11 protein-coding genes are annotated in these 13,390 nt (G+C 70.7%); 6 read left to right on the top strand and 5 right to left on the bottom strand.

Going from position 1 to position 13,390, the window contains the following annotated elements; all coding sequences use genetic code 11:
- Positions 1-70: 70 nt before the first annotated feature.
- The 5 genes from OG842_RS25340 (at position 71) to OG842_RS25320 (ending at position 5,576) form a co-directional block, all read left to right on the top strand.
- Positions 71-1,636, top strand: a complete 1,566-nt coding sequence (locus tag OG842_RS25340) for a serine protease (protein ID WP_266732828.1) — start codon at positions 71-73, stop codon at positions 1,634-1,636.
- 204 nt (positions 1,637-1,840) lie between these two features.
- Complete coding sequence (locus tag OG842_RS25335) at positions 1,841-2,260, top strand: peptidase inhibitor family I36 protein (RefSeq protein ID WP_328512535.1); 420 nt, start codon at positions 1,841-1,843, stop codon at positions 2,258-2,260.
- A gap of 219 nt (positions 2,261-2,479) precedes the next feature.
- A complete protein-coding gene (locus OG842_RS25330) occupies positions 2,480-3,637 on the top strand; it encodes an acyl-CoA dehydrogenase family protein (protein WP_328512534.1) in 1,158 nt (385 codons plus the stop codon).
- A 19-nt stretch (positions 3,638-3,656) separates the two neighbouring features.
- Entirely contained in the window at positions 3,657-4,532 is an 876-nt protein-coding gene (locus OG842_RS25325; protein ID WP_328512533.1) for an acyl-CoA thioesterase, read from the top strand.
- Positions 4,533-4,586: 54 nt separating this feature from the next.
- Positions 4,587-5,576, top strand: coding sequence for a cation diffusion facilitator family transporter (locus OG842_RS25320; RefSeq protein WP_328512532.1), 990 nt, complete (start codon positions 4,587-4,589; stop codon positions 5,574-5,576).
- A gap of 44 nt (positions 5,577-5,620) precedes the next feature.
- Here the strand turns inward: OG842_RS25320 and OG842_RS25315 are convergent, their stop codons facing one another.
- The 5 genes from OG842_RS25315 to OG842_RS25295 all read right to left on the bottom strand — a co-directional run bounded on the left by OG842_RS25315 (position 5,621) and on the right by OG842_RS25295 (position 11,522).
- Positions 5,621-6,406 carry a phosphatase gene (locus OG842_RS25315; protein WP_328512531.1) on the bottom strand — a complete coding sequence of 262 codons (786 nt, stop codon included), beginning with the start codon at positions 6,404-6,406 and terminating at the stop codon, positions 5,621-5,623.
- Positions 6,407-6,481: 75 nt separating this feature from the next.
- Positions 6,482-7,996 (bottom strand): DUF6056 family protein, encoded by a 1,515-nt coding sequence (locus OG842_RS25310; protein WP_266732818.1) that lies wholly within the window; start codon positions 7,994-7,996, stop codon positions 6,482-6,484.
- A 61-nt stretch (positions 7,997-8,057) separates the two neighbouring features.
- Positions 8,058-9,527 (bottom strand): glycosyltransferase, encoded by a 1,470-nt coding sequence (locus OG842_RS25305; protein ID WP_266732817.1) that lies wholly within the window; start codon positions 9,525-9,527, stop codon positions 8,058-8,060.
- Positions 9,528-9,722: 195 nt separating this feature from the next.
- A complete protein-coding gene (locus OG842_RS25300; RefSeq protein WP_266732816.1) occupies positions 9,723-10,328 on the bottom strand; it encodes an SACE_7040 family transcriptional regulator in 606 nt (201 codons plus the stop codon).
- Between the two features lie 33 nt (positions 10,329-10,361).
- Positions 10,362-11,522, bottom strand: coding sequence for a DUF418 domain-containing protein (locus tag OG842_RS25295; protein WP_266732814.1), 1,161 nt, complete (start codon positions 11,520-11,522; stop codon positions 10,362-10,364).
- Positions 11,523-11,781: 259 nt separating this feature from the next.
- Here OG842_RS25295 and OG842_RS25290 point away from each other — a divergent pair, with 259 nt between their 5' ends.
- Positions 11,782-13,389 (top strand): carboxyl transferase domain-containing protein, encoded by a 1,608-nt coding sequence (locus OG842_RS25290; protein ID WP_266732813.1) that lies wholly within the window; start codon positions 11,782-11,784, stop codon positions 13,387-13,389.
- Position 13,390: the final 1 nt, after the last annotated feature.

Raw genomic sequence — 13,390 nt, 5'->3', positions numbered from 1 at the left:
CGGGTCACGCCCCGCATCCCGTGTGACTCAGCTCACGGGAACGCCGACGCCCGGCAGCGCAGTACAAGTCATGAACAGTTCTTCCGTATCCCGCCGGAGCGCGCTCCGGACACTCGCTGTCGCCGTCGCCCTGGTCGGCAGCACGACGCCCGCGTGGAACACCGCCGCCTTTGCCGCGGAGCCGACGACGTACACCCTCACGATCAATCACCTCGACCGCACCGGCCACAAGACGGCGGACTACACCACCCACGTCACCGGAGTCTCCGGGCCGGGTGCCGACGAGGCCGTCCAGCCGTACGACGCCTCCGGTACGACCACCGTGCGTCTACCCAAGGGCCGGTACCTCCTGGACAGTGCCCTGACCACCGGCACGGCGGCAAACGGCACGGACTGGGTCGTCCAGCCGCGCCTCGACCTCGACCACGACACCACCATCACCGTCGACGCGCGGACCACCGCCCCTGTCGACGTGACCCCGCCCGACTCCTCCGCAGGTTTCCGGCACAGCGTGATGTTCGTCCAGGTCAAGCACGACGGCGCGGTCCGGACCGCCAACCTCGTCAACGGCACACCGAACCTGCGCGTCGCACACCTGGGCCCCGACAGCGAACCCGGATCGGTGGAGCAGTGGTTCGACTCCTACTGGACCACCGGGACCGCCGGCTACGCGCTCGGCCACACCTTCACCGGCAGCCGCGCCCTGACCGGGCTCGTCCGGCACCCTGCCGCGAAGGACCTGGCCACTGTGCAGATCCGCGGCGCGGCGCGGCCGGGCACCGAGGGGCGGGCGACTGTCGACCTGCAGCCCACTGCCGGACCGACCCTCGGCGTCACCCAGACCCTGCCGACCCCCGCGACCGCCACCTACTTCGTGACGCCCGAACGCGGCACCTGGGACATCACTTACTGGGCCCCCACCGCGCCCGGCGCGGCATCGAACCGCTACAGCGCCAACGGCATCGCCGTACGCGCCGGAAGTACGACCACCCACACCTTCGACAACGCCGTCTTCGGCCCCGATCTCACCGACCGCCCCGGCGTCGTGCGCGACGGCGACCGGCTCGCCGTCGATGTCCCGCTGCTCGCCGACGGCGACGGCCACGTGCCGTCGTCACCGTCGTACGACACGGCGTCGACCACCCTGCACCGCAACGGCGTGCGCGTCGGGACGAAGACCGGCACCCCGGGAAAGGCCGGGTTCACCCTGGAGCCGGGGCCCGCGGCGTACCGGCTCACCAGCACGGTGAAGCGTGGCGGCGCGCCCGGCGTCGCCACGCGGGTGACCACGTCGTGGACCTTCACCTCGGACACGACGGGAGGTCCGGTCCCGGTGCCGGTGAGCGCCGTGCGGTTCTCGCCCGAACTCAGCCCGACCGGCACCGCGCCGGCGAACGAGACGCTCCGTGTCCCGGTCACCGTGCTGGGCGCCGCCGCGAACGGACGCGTACGGTCGGTGGCGGTCTCCGTATCCGTGGACGGTGGCACTTCGTGGACCCGGGTCCCGGTCGAGCGGGGCGCCGTCGAGATCCACAGCCCGCGCGCGGGCACCGGCGTCTCTTTGCGCGCCGCGCTGACCGACACCGACGGGAACACCCTCACCCAGACCGTCATCGACGCCTACCGCACTCGGTGATCCGGTAAGGCCCGCCCCATGACCCCGTGGTCCGGGCAGGCGAACGGCGAATGTGCGCGCCGGTGTACACAGGGGTGCCCCGAGCCGTGACGCACGCTTCGGGCGCCCCTCCCTCCGCCCTGGCTTCTGCGGCAACAGCCGTGACACGGTGATGATCGCCGAGAGTACTCACTCCGTCACACATGGGAATGAAGAGGCTTCGCCATGAACCGCATCACCGCGCTCGCCGTCACCTCGATCGCCTTGACCCTGGGGCTCGGCTCCGGACCCGCCGCAGCCACAGCAGCCGAGAACGCCGCCGCCGGAACCGCCACCGTCCAGAACGCCGCCGTCGGGAGCGCCAGGGCTTCCTACAGCTGCAGCCCCGGCTACTTCTGCATCTACAGCGACTGGAACGGAGGCGGCACCCGCTGCCAGTGGTCGGACAAGAAGCGGGCGAATACCGCCGACGACTGCTCGTTCATCCAGCGGGGCCAGAACGTCCGCTCCGTGTGGAACGCGACCGGGCACCGCGTGCAGTACTACACCCAGACCAACTACAACTCCCGGGTCGGCTCCACCCCCGCCGGCAGCGGTGGCAACCTCCAGGGGAACTACCAGATCCGTTCCTTCAAGCCCCAGTAGCGGCGACGGTCACAGAAGTACGACGGCCCTCCCCGGCCACCTGCCGGGGAGGGCCTCCGCATGCCGCGTCCGGGCGACGATGTCCGCGGCCGGGCGTGCCGCGCATCACCCTGGACAGCTTCCATGACTGCCGGGTAACTTTTGAATGTATCTGAGCAAGCGCTTAGCCAGGCCGCCGGCCGGGCCGACGCCGACCGAAGCTGATCTAGGAGGCACCCCGTGCGCCGTACGGCATTCAACGAGGACCACGAGGCGTTCCGGGAGACCATACGCGCCTTCATCGAGGCCGAGGTCGTCCCCCACTACGACGAGTGGTTCCAGCAGGGCATCGTGCCGCGCGAGCTCTACACCAAGCTCGCCGACCTCGGCCTGTTCGGCATCAACGTGCCCGAGGAGTTCGGCGGCGCCGGCCTGGAGACCCACAAGTTCGAGGCCGTCCAGTACGAGGAGACCGCCCGCGCGGGCGTCAACTTCGGCGGATCCAACGTGCACGTCCTGCTCGCCCTGCCGTACATCAAGATGCTCGCCAACGACGAGCAGAAGAAGCGCTACCTGCCGAAGTTCGTCTCCGCCGAGGAGATGTGGGCCCTCGCGATGACCGAGCCGGGCACCGGTTCCGACCTCGCGGGCATGAAGACCACCGCCAAGCTCTCGGAAGACGGCACGCACTACGTGCTCAACGGTTCCAAGACCTTCATCACGGGCGGCGTCCACGCCGACCGCGTCATCGTCTGCGCCCGTACCTCGGCTCCGACCGCCGAGGACCGCCGCTTCGGCATCTCCCTGTTCGCCGTCGACACCAAGTCCGAGGGCTACTCCCTGGGCCGCAAGCTCGACAAGCTCGGCCTGCGGACGTCCGACACCGCCGAGCTGGCCTTCGCCGACGTGAAGGTGCCCGTCGAGGACCTGCTCGGCGAGGAGAACAAGGGCTTCTACTACCTCGGCCAGAACCTGCCGTCCGAGCGCTGGGGCATCGCCTACGGCGCGTACGCGCAGGCCAGGGCCGCAGTCCGGTTCGCGCAGGAGTACGTGCAGGAGCGCACCGTCTTCGGCAAGACCGTCGCGTCCTTCCAGAACACCAAGTTCGAGCTGGCCGCCTGCCAGGCCGAGGTGGACGCCGCCGAGGCCGTCGCCGACCGCGCCCTGGAGGCCCTCGACGCCGGTGAGCTGACCGCCGCCGAGGCCGCCTCCGCGAAGCTGTTCTGCACCGAGGTCGCACACCGCGTCATCGACCGCTGCCTCCAGCTGCACGGCGGCTACGGCTACATGAACGAGTACCCGATCGCCCGCCTGTACGCGGACAACCGGGTCAACCGCATCTACGGCGGCACCAACGAGGTCATGAAGTCGATCATCGCCAAGTCCATGGGCCTGTGAGAGCGGCTACGTTCCTTCCATGAGCGCAGCACTCGACTCCCTGCTCGATCTGCTCGACCTCGAGCAGATCGAGCGGGACATCTTCCGGGGTACGAGCCGTTCGGCGGTCGTCCCCCGGGTCTTCGGCGGCCAGGTCGCGGCCCAGGCCCTGGTCGCCGCGGGCCGCACCGTCCCCGCCGACCGGACCGCCCATTCCCTGCATTCCTACTTCCTCCGGATGGGCGACCCGGGCGCGCCGATCGTCTACAGCGTCGACCGCATCCGCGACGGCCGCTCCTTCACCACCCGCCGGGTCGTCGCCGTCCAGCACGGCCAGCCGATCTTCCACCTCTCGGCCTCGTTCCAGACGTACGAGGAGGGCCTGGAGCACCAGGCGGCCATGCCGTCCGCCCCGGACCCGGAGACGCTGCCCACGGCGGAGCAGATGCTGCCCCGGTACGCGGACCGCTTCAGCGGGCCGGGGGTCGTGGACCGGCTGATCGAGGCGCGGGCCGCGGTCGACCTGCGGTACGTGGACGAGCCGCCCTTCGGCACCGTCGGCGAACCGCGCGAGCCCCGCTCCCAGGTGTGGTTCCGCACCAACGGCAAGCTCGCGGACGACCCGCTGCTCCATGTCTGCATGGCCACGTACGTCTCCGACATGACGCTGCTCGACTCGGTGCTCCTCGCCCATGGGCGCGGGGGCTGGGCGGTCGGCGACGTGGTCGGCGCCAGCCTGGACCACGCGATGTGGTTCCACCGGCCGTTCCGGGCCGACGAATGGCTGCTGTACGACCAGGAGTCGCCGTCCGCGTCCGGCGGGCGCGGGCTCGGCCAGGCCCGGATCTACACCCAGGACGGCCGGCTGGCGATCACCGTCATCCAGGAGGGCGTGGTCCGCGTACCCCGCGACTGACGCACACCTGACGCCTGCAGGCCATGTCCTGTCAATTCGGACATACTCCCCACCATGAGCGACGAGACCACAAGTGGTACGAAGTCCGGCGGCGGGGAGTCCGCGTTCACGGTCGTCGTCGCGGCGGCCGCCAACCTCGGCATCGCCGTGGCGAAGGCGGTCGCCGGGGTGATCAGCGGATCGAGCGCGATGCTCTCCGAGGCGGCGCACTCGGTCGCCGACACGGTCACCGAACTGCTGCTGCTCACCGCGCTGAAACGCAGCGACAAGCCCGCGGACGAGGAACACCCGCTGGGCTACGGCCCCGAGCGCTACATCTGGGCGATGCTCGCCTCCGTGGCCACGTTCGTCGGCGGTGCGGTCTTCTCCGTCTACGACGGCGTCCACACCCTCGCGGCGGGCGAGGAGCTCGGCGATCCGCTCGTCTCGTACATCGTGCTCGCGGTGGCCTTCCTGCTGGAGGGCTACTCGCTGCGCACCGGGGTCCGGCAGGTCCGCGGCGAGGCCGCGCGGCTGGGGGCGCCCGTCGGGCACTACTTCCGCCACACCCCCGACACCGCGGTCAAGGCCGTGGTGATGGAGGACTCGGCGGCGCTGGTGGGTCTGCTGCTCGCCGCGGGCGGCCTGCTCGGCGGCCAGCTGACCGGCTCCGGGGTCTGGGACGGCATCGCGTCGATCCTGATCGGCCTGCTGCTGGTGTACGTCGCCTGGGTGCTGGGCCGGTCCAACGCCCAGTTGCTGATCGGGCGCCCGGTGTCGAAGCCGATGCGGGCCGGCATCCGCGAGGAACTGCTCTCCGTACCGCACATCATCGACGTGCTGGAACTCACCACGCTCATCCAGGGCCCGACCGAGATCCTGATCGCCGCGAAGATCGACTTCCGGGACGCCTCGACCGCCGACCAGATCGAGTGGGCGTGCGAGGAGGCCGAGGAGCAGCTGCGCGAGCGCTATCCGTCGATCCGGCGGGTGTACCTGGACCCGACCCCGGGCCTGAAACAGCGGGGGCGCGGGGCGGGCGGGGCGGGTACCGGGTCGGTCTGACCGGGCGGGGGACGGCCCCGGCCTGCGCGCCCCCTGCCCCCTCGTCAGCCCCTCGTCAGCCCCGCCGCGTCCAGCAGATACTCCGTCATCGGGTCGTAGAACCGCGGGTCCAGCACATGGTCGTCCAGCGGGACGGCCACCTGGAGCGTCCCCTCCGCCTCGCCGAGGAAGAGTGCCGGGTCGTTGCAGTCCGCGTACCCGATCGCGTCGAGACCGCGCTGCGCCGCGCACCCCGCCCAGCCGTGGTCGGCGACGACCAGGTCCGGCAGCGGGCGGCCCTCGCGCTCCAGGCCGTCCAGGATGGCGGCCATCGGGGCGGGCGAGTGGGTGTGCCAGAGGGTCGCGCCGCGCTCCTGCACGGCGACGTCCGCGAACTGGAACACCATGCCCTCGTCGGCGATCAGCCCCGAGGGAATCGTCACGATCTCGCATCCGGCGGCCCGCAGCGCCTCCGCGGTCTGCCGGTGCACATCGAGGAGCCCGCCCGGATGGCCGGTCGCGAACAGCACCCGCTCCGCCCCCGCCACCGCCTTCCGCAGCCGCGCCGCCATCCGCTCCAGGGCGTCGACCGTCAGCTCCGGGTCGATGGTGTCCTGCCCGAACCGGTGCTCCGGATCGTCGCTGACCCCGCAGCGCTCGGCCATCACCGCCAGTACGTCCTGCTCGTCGCACCACCGGTCACCGAGCTCCAGGCCGAGCCAGTAGTGGCGGTCGCCGTTGGCGAGCTTGCGGTAGTGGGAGAGGTTGTTGTCGCGCGGTGTGGCGACGTCTCCGGCGATACGCGTACGGACGAGATGTTCGACGAGAGCGGCACGGCTGGGTATCGGCATGAACCCATTGTGCCGTCAGGTGTGCGCAGTGTGCCGGGTGTCTTGCCCGACGGACGGATCGAACCCGGCCGCCGGTCAGGGCAGCCGGGTCGAGTGCGTGATCTTCTCCAGGTGGTAGTACTGGGCGACGCACTTCGCCGGCCACGCCCGTCGGCCGTGGTTGCCGAAGGGCTCCAGCATCCCGCTGACCGACACCGGCGTGTACGGGAGCACCCGGGCGCCGCGCGCCGCCCCTTCCCTCAGCGCGCGGTCCTGACGGTCCCACCGCTGGGCACGCACGTCCATCTGCCGTTCCAGCCGGAACAGCGGGACGGCGAGGCCGACGCAGCTCGCGGCGCACATGACGGCGGCGACGCCCGCCGTCGCCGTACGGATCCCCCACCGGCGGCCCCGCAGCCAGCGGCCCAGCAGGGCGCCGGCGCCGACCAGGAGCAGCACGTACAGCAGAAGGAAGTCGCCCCAGATACGCGACGCGGTCCCCACGCTCGCCCCGAAGACGGGGCGGGTGACGACGACGCAGAGGTAGCAGGAGACCAGGAAGGCGAGGAATCCGACGAGAACCAGGCGGAGGGGCCTGCGGCGCAGGGACCCGTCCGGCACATCCGTTCCTCGCTCGCTTTCGCGCACCAGCAGGCCCAGCAGCACGCCGACGGCGACCGCTCCCAGGTACTGCCAGGTCGTGAAGACCGTTCCCAGGACGTGTGCGAACGACCGCAGCGCCGCGGTCAGCGCCTCAGGGCCGAACATGGAGGTGCTGTCGGCGCCGAACCGTCCGCGCCGGAAGCGTGCGCCGGGCGACAGGTACAGGATGGCCGTCCCGACGGCGACCCCGGCGAACGCGACCACGCACCAGACACGCGTACGGGTCCGGCCGGCCCCGGGAAGCGCCCACCGGCTCATCAGCAGGGCGGCGGCGAGCACGACGACCGCGACGATCGCCGTCTCCTCCGACAGGGTGCCGATGAAGATCCCCGCCAGGTACGCGACGCCCAGCGCGAAGGCGCGTCCCCACCGCGTCCGTGCCCGGAGCAGCGGGATCACGGCGGCGCAGGCCAGCACCGGTGCGACGGTGTGCGACACGGAGGAGGCGGGCCAGTAGAACGCCTTGTACGGGTTGGGCGTCGCGAAGAAGAAGAGCGCCGCCGTCGTCGCGCCCACCAGCAGCGCCAGCCCACGTGGCGCGGTCAGCCCGGCCCTCTTGAGCACGGAGGCGACCAGCGCCCAGAGGATGCCCAGCATGAGCACTCCGCTGACCAGGGCGAACCATTGGTGGCCCGGGACGCCGAAGGCTCCGTACCCGATGACGAGCAACGCGTTGGCGATGCGTCCGTTGTCGTGGAGGAAGAACTTCCCGATCATCCCAGAGGCGCCCTCGTCCCGTACGACCGGGAGAAAGCACCAGTCGTCCCCTCCCGGGCGGACCAGCCTGCCGATCCAGAAAGCCGCGCCGAGCAGGGCGAGCGGCAGCAGGGCGAGGCCCGACGTCCCGATCGCCGTCCACCACCGCGCGGGGCCCAAGCCGGGTTCCGCCCTGGGGGATTTCCCGCCCTCCGCCTGTGTGCCGGCGGATTTCGACGTGTTCGTGGTCATGTGCACTGGTGCCCTTCGTGCGTTGCTCGCGTCCTGCGTGCCAGAAGGTTCAGGCGTGGGTTCACGGTGTGGTGTGTCCGGTACTGCTCCCGGCCGGGCGGCAGTCCTGCCGGGCGAGGGCGGCACCGGAGTCGATGGCCCAGCGGGCGAGCAGGAACGAAAAGGGGGTGGCGAGGATCCCTGCGGCCACGGCGGCGATGTTCTTGTCCATGCCCAGCCTGCTCACGCCGAGGTAGAGCAGAATTCCGGTGAGTACGAGATTGACGACGCTCGACAGGGGATACCGGACGAAGGCGTGCCAGGTCGGCTTCGTGCGGCAGGTGATGCAGGAGTTGAGCAGGAATGATCCCACGACGCTGACCGCATATCCGATGACATGTGCGGCCAGATAGGGAATCCATACATTCAGCGAGGCGTATACCGCCAGATATACCGCCGTATTGATGATTCCGATCAACCCGAATTCGATGAACTGGCGCAGGGTGCGCCTCCTCGGCGCCCCGAGCGCGGTCGCCCCGGTGCGTCGCGCCGGCGGTCTCCCGCCCTCGGGGTCGGACGGGCCCGGACGCACCTCTGCCGGAATATCGACCGGGCGGGCGTGCGGGGATTCGTTCGTCTCCCGCACCAGGTAGTGCGGGCGGCGTTTCGACTCGGAGTAGATCCGTCCCACGTATTCGCCGATGACGCCGAGCGTGGCGAGCTGGATTCCGCCGAGCGCCACGACAGCGGTCAGCAGGGTGGTGTAGCCGGGTACGACGACACCGTGGAGCACGACGCCGACGATGGTCCACACGGCGTATCCCAGTGCCGCCAGCGCGAGCGCGAGGCCGATGTGGATGGCCAGGCGCAGCGGATGACTGTTGAAGGAGATCAGCCCGTCGATCCCGTAGTTGAGCAGGCGTCTGCCGCCCCACTTCGAAGTTCCCGCCGCGCGCTGGACGTTCCGGTAGGTGAAACCGACGGTGTCGAAGCCGATCCAGGAGAAGATCCCCTTGGAGAACCGGTTGGTCTCGGGCAGCGCGAGCACGGCGTCCACGGCGGTGCGCGACAGCAGTCTGAAGTCGCCCTCGCCGTCGACGACCTCGACGTCCATGCACCGGCCGATGGCCCGGTAGTAGAGGGCGCTGAGAAAGGTGCGCAGGGCGCCTTCTCCCACTCGGTCGCGCCGCGCGACGACCTGGTCGTAGCCGCGCTGCCTCAGCTCCAGCATGCGGGGCAGCAGTTCGGGCGGGTGCTGGAGGTCGGCGTCCATGAGGACGACGGCGTCACCGCGGGACATGCGCAGTCCCGCGAGCATGGCGGCCTCCTTGCCGAAATTGCGGCTGAAGGAGGTGTAGCGGACCCGTCGGTCCGCAGTGGCGAGCGAACCGATCCGGAGCCTGGTCCGGTCGCTGCTGCCATCGTCGACATAACAGATCTCGAAGGTCCGCCGAGTCGGTTCGAGGGCGGAGATCAACGCACGGTGGAATACCTCGATGATCTCGTCCTCATTGAAACATGGGACAACGATCGAAACCTGACATGTTTTCATTCAAATTCCCCATCAGGCGCGAGTGAGACAGCTCAAACCATAAGCCTGCGGACCCCGCGGAACTGCGTCCGACGGCGCTCATCGAGGAAAATGAAAGGGAATATGAGGAGACACCTCACCCCTTTCGCATTAATTCATATGTTCAAGGCCGGGCGGAAAACGCGGACACACCCGCCGGACACCCGCCGACCCGCCCTACGCGCGGGCCGCCGCCTCGAACGCCCCGCGGGCCAGCCGGTGCAGCAGTGCCGCCGTGTCCGCGCGGTCCGGCTGGGCGCCGGGCCGGCCGAGGTGCGGGGTCGAGTTCAGCAGGCCGAAGACGGCGTGAACGGCGGCGCGGGCCTCGTGCTCGGGCAGGTCCGGATACATCTCGCGGACCACCTCCACCCACACCTCGACGTACTGCCGCTGGAGCTGGCGGACCCGCTTGCGGTCGGCGTCCCGGAGACGGTCCAGCTCGCGGTCGTGGAGGGTGATCAGGGGGCGGTCGTCGAGGGCGAAGTCGATGTGCCCCTCGATGAGCGCGTCGAGCAGGGCCCGCGGGGAGCCGTCCTCGCACGCCGCGTCCTCCGACACGCGCAGCTGCCCGCCCGCCAGCAGCCGCTCACTGATGCCGACCAGCAGCTCGGCGAGCATCGCGTCCTTGCCGGGGAAGTGGCGATAGAGCCCCGGACCGCTGATGCCGACGGCGGCACCTATCTCGTCGACACCGACGCCGTGGAAGCCGCGCTCGGCAAAGAGGCGGGCGGCCTCCTTGAGGATCTGCTCGCGGCGAGTGGGGGCGTCCGTCCTCGTGGTCATGGATTCGATTCTAGACAGTCCGGTTAGCGAACGTTAACTCCTGCCGGGCCGCGCCCACAGCGTCACCGCACGCAGCAGCCACTCCACCGGCCCGAGCCGGTACCGGCGCATCAGCCACCCGCTCAGGGCGAGCTGGCAGGCGTACAGCACCAGCGCCCCACCGACCGCCGCAGCGGCGCCCGTACGCCCGTACAGGCCGAGCCCGTACCCGGAGAAGACCAGGGCCATGACGAGCGACTGGGTCAGATAGTTGGTCAGCGCCATCCGCCCGGCGGGCGCGAGGACCCCGGCCGTCGCGGCACCGCCCCGCGTGGTGAACCAGAGCAGCAGCCCGGTGGCGTACGCGGCCGAGAGCGCCGGGGCCGCCACCATACCGACCGCCAGGCCCAGCAGCGTCCAGCGTTCCGGCAGCGGTCCCACGAGCGCCGCGGCGGAGAAGACCGCCCCGGGGACCCCGACCGCGAGACCCGTCAGGCAGATGCGGCGCAGCCGCGCCCGGTCGGCGAGCGCGGCCGCCCCGAGCCACTGCCGCCGTCCGGCCACGAACCCCACGAGGAAGGCGGCGACCACGAATCCGCCCATCAGCGGAACGGCCGCCAGGGTCTCGGGCAGTGCCCGGATGTTGGCGCCGACGACCTCGGTGAAGCCGCCCCGGTACGCGGCGGTCAGCTCGGCCTTCACGGTGGCGGACTCGCCCAGGTCGCCCGGGTCGAACAGGGCCGCGCCCAGCCCGATCAGCAGCAGGAACCCGCCCGCGACGCCGAACACCCACAGCGCCGCCCGCCGGACCTTGGCGGGTCCGGCGTTCCGGGCGGCCAGCAGGACCAGCCCGAGCAGGGCGTAGATCATGAGGATGTCGCCGGTGTACAGCAGCACCGCGTGCGCGATTCCGAGCACGAACAGTCCGGCCAGCCGCCGTGACATCCGGGGCGCGAAGCGCGCGCCGGCGCGCTCGGCCGAGTCCATCTGGAGGGTGAAGCTGTATCCGAAGAGGAACGAGAAGAGCAGGTAGAACTTCGACTGCGCGAGGAGAACGACCAGCCATTCCACCGCCCCGTCCGCCGCGTGCACGGCCGCGAGGCCGCCCCTGGCGGCGGGAGGTCCGGCGGTCGTCAGGAGATTCACGACCAGGATCCCGGCGAGCGCGAACCCGCGCAGGGCGTCCACTTCGAGGACGCGCGGCCCCCCGGTCACTCCAACGGCCGCTCCCTCCCCCGCGCCCGCGCCCCGAACCGTCTGCTTCCGTATCTGCGACTGCTGCGTCATCCGCCTTTTCCCCCACCCCGAAGGCCATCGTCGGTCCGCGACCGTCGCCGCCCCGAGTCAGGGAGCGGCGCGAGCCATTATTCCGCCCCGGCATTCCGCCCTGGACAAGGCTGTTAGCGCTCGTTAACCTGAAGTCGGACGTTAACGGTCACTAACTACTGCGGTACGGGCAAGGGGGCTCGACACGATGCAGCAGGCACCGGTGCTGGCGAGCGCGGCCGATCCCGCCTCCGAGGCCTGGAAGGCCAACGAGGCGGCGCATCACGCGCTCGCCGACGAGCTGCGTGAGCGGCTCGCCACGGCCAGGCTCGGCGGGGGTGAGAGGGCCCGCGCCCGGCATGTGGCGCGCGGCAAGCTGCTGCCCAGGGAGCGGGTGGACACCCTGCTCGACCCGGGTTCCCCGTTCCTGGAGCTGGCCCCGCTGGCGGCCGAGGGGCTGTACGGGGGCGCCGCCCCGGCGGCCGGGGTGATCGCCGGGATCGGCCGGGTCAGCGGCCGGGAGTGTGTGATCGTCGCCAATGACGCGACCGTCAAGGGCGGCACGTACTACCCGATGACGGTGAAGAAGCACCTGCGGGCCCAGGAAGTGGCGCTGGAGAACCGTCTCCCCTGCCTGTATCTCGTCGACTCGGGCGGCGCGTTCCTGCCGATGCAGGACGAGGTCTTCCCAGACCGGGAGCACTTCGGGCGGATCTTCTACAACCAGGCCCGGATGTCGGGGGCCGGCATTCCGCAGATCGCGGCGGTGCTGGGCTCGTGCACGGCGGGCGGGGCGTACGTCCCCGCGATGAGCGACGAGGCCGTGATCGTCCGCAACCAGGGCACGATCTTCCTGGGCGGCCCGCCGCTGGTGAAGGCCGCGACCGGCGAGGTCGTGACGGCCGAGGAGCTGGGCGGCGGCGAGGTGCACTCCCGCACGTCGGGGGTGACCGACCATCTCGCCGAGGACGACGCGCACGCGCTGCGGATCGTGCGGAACATCGTCGCCACCCTGCCGGACCGGGGCGCGCTGCCGTGGTCCGTGCAGCCCGTCGAGGAGCCGAAGGTCGATCCCGCGGGTCTGTACGGCGCCGTCCCGGTCGACTCCCGCACCCCGTACGACGTGCGCGAGGTGATCGCCCGGGTCGTCGACGGCTCGCGGTTCGCCGAGTTCAAGGCCGAGTACGGGACGACGCTGATCACCGGCTTCGCCCGGATCCACGGCCACCCGGTCGGGATCGTCGCCAACAACGGCATCCTGTTCTCCGAGTCCGCCCAGAAGGGCGCCCACTTCATCGAGCTGTGCGACCAGCGCGGCATCCCGCTGGTCTTCCTGCAGAACATCTCCGGGTTCATGGTCGGCCGGGACTACGAGGCCGGCGGCATCGCCAAGCACGGCGCCAAGATGGTCACGGCGGTCGCCTGCACCCGGGTCCCGAAGCTGACCGTGGTGGTCGGCGGTTCGTACGGGGCGGGCAACTACTCCATGTGCGGCCGGGCCTACTCCCCCCGCTTCCTGTGGATGTGGCCCAACGCGAAGATCTCCGTCATGGGCGGCGAGCAGGCCGCGTCCGTCCTCGCGACGGTCAAGCGCGACCAGTTGGGCGACGACTGGAGCGCGGCCGACGAGGAGGCCTTCAAGGCCCCGATCCGCGAGCAGTACGAGACCCAGGGCAACGCCTACTACGCCACGGCCAGGCTCTGGGACGACGGGGTGATCGACCCGCTGGAGACCCGGCAGGTGCTGGGGCTGGCCCTGACCGCGTGTGCCAACGCTCCGCTGGGTGAAACCGGCTTCGGCGTCTTCCGGATGTGAG

This window comes from Streptomyces sp. NBC_00376, from assembly GCF_036077095.1.
Taxonomy (GTDB): Bacteria; Actinomycetota; Actinomycetes; order Streptomycetales; family Streptomycetaceae; genus Streptomyces.
Note: the sequence above shows the minus strand (reverse complement) of the source record. Positions and strands in the feature narration are given on the sequence as shown.

Excerpts from the sequence above, each read along its gene's own strand:
- OG842_RS25300 (WP_266732816.1), bottom strand. The coding sequence starts at position 10,328 with ATGACCACGAGGACGGACGCCCCCACTCGCCGCGAGCAGATCCTCAAG.
- OG842_RS25335 (WP_328512535.1), top strand. The coding sequence starts at position 1,841 with ATGAACCGCATCACCGCGCTCGCCGTCACCTCGATCGCCTTGACCCTG.
- OG842_RS25315 (WP_328512531.1), bottom strand. The coding sequence starts at position 6,406 with ATGCCGATACCCAGCCGTGCCGCTCTCGTCGAACATCTCGTCCGTACG.
- OG842_RS25310 (WP_266732818.1), bottom strand. The coding sequence starts at position 7,996 with ATGACCACGAACACGTCGAAATCCGCCGGCACACAGGCGGAGGGCGGG.
- OG842_RS25340 (WP_266732828.1), top strand. The coding sequence starts at position 71 with ATGAACAGTTCTTCCGTATCCCGCCGGAGCGCGCTCCGGACACTCGCT.
- OG842_RS25305 (WP_266732817.1), bottom strand. The coding sequence starts at position 9,527 with ATGAAAACATGTCAGGTTTCGATCGTTGTCCCATGTTTCAATGAGGAC.
- OG842_RS25320 (WP_328512532.1), top strand. The coding sequence starts at position 4,587 with ATGAGCGACGAGACCACAAGTGGTACGAAGTCCGGCGGCGGGGAGTCC.
- OG842_RS25290 (WP_266732813.1), top strand. The coding sequence starts at position 11,782 with ATGCAGCAGGCACCGGTGCTGGCGAGCGCGGCCGATCCCGCCTCCGAG.
- OG842_RS25325 (WP_328512533.1), top strand. The coding sequence starts at position 3,657 with ATGAGCGCAGCACTCGACTCCCTGCTCGATCTGCTCGACCTCGAGCAG.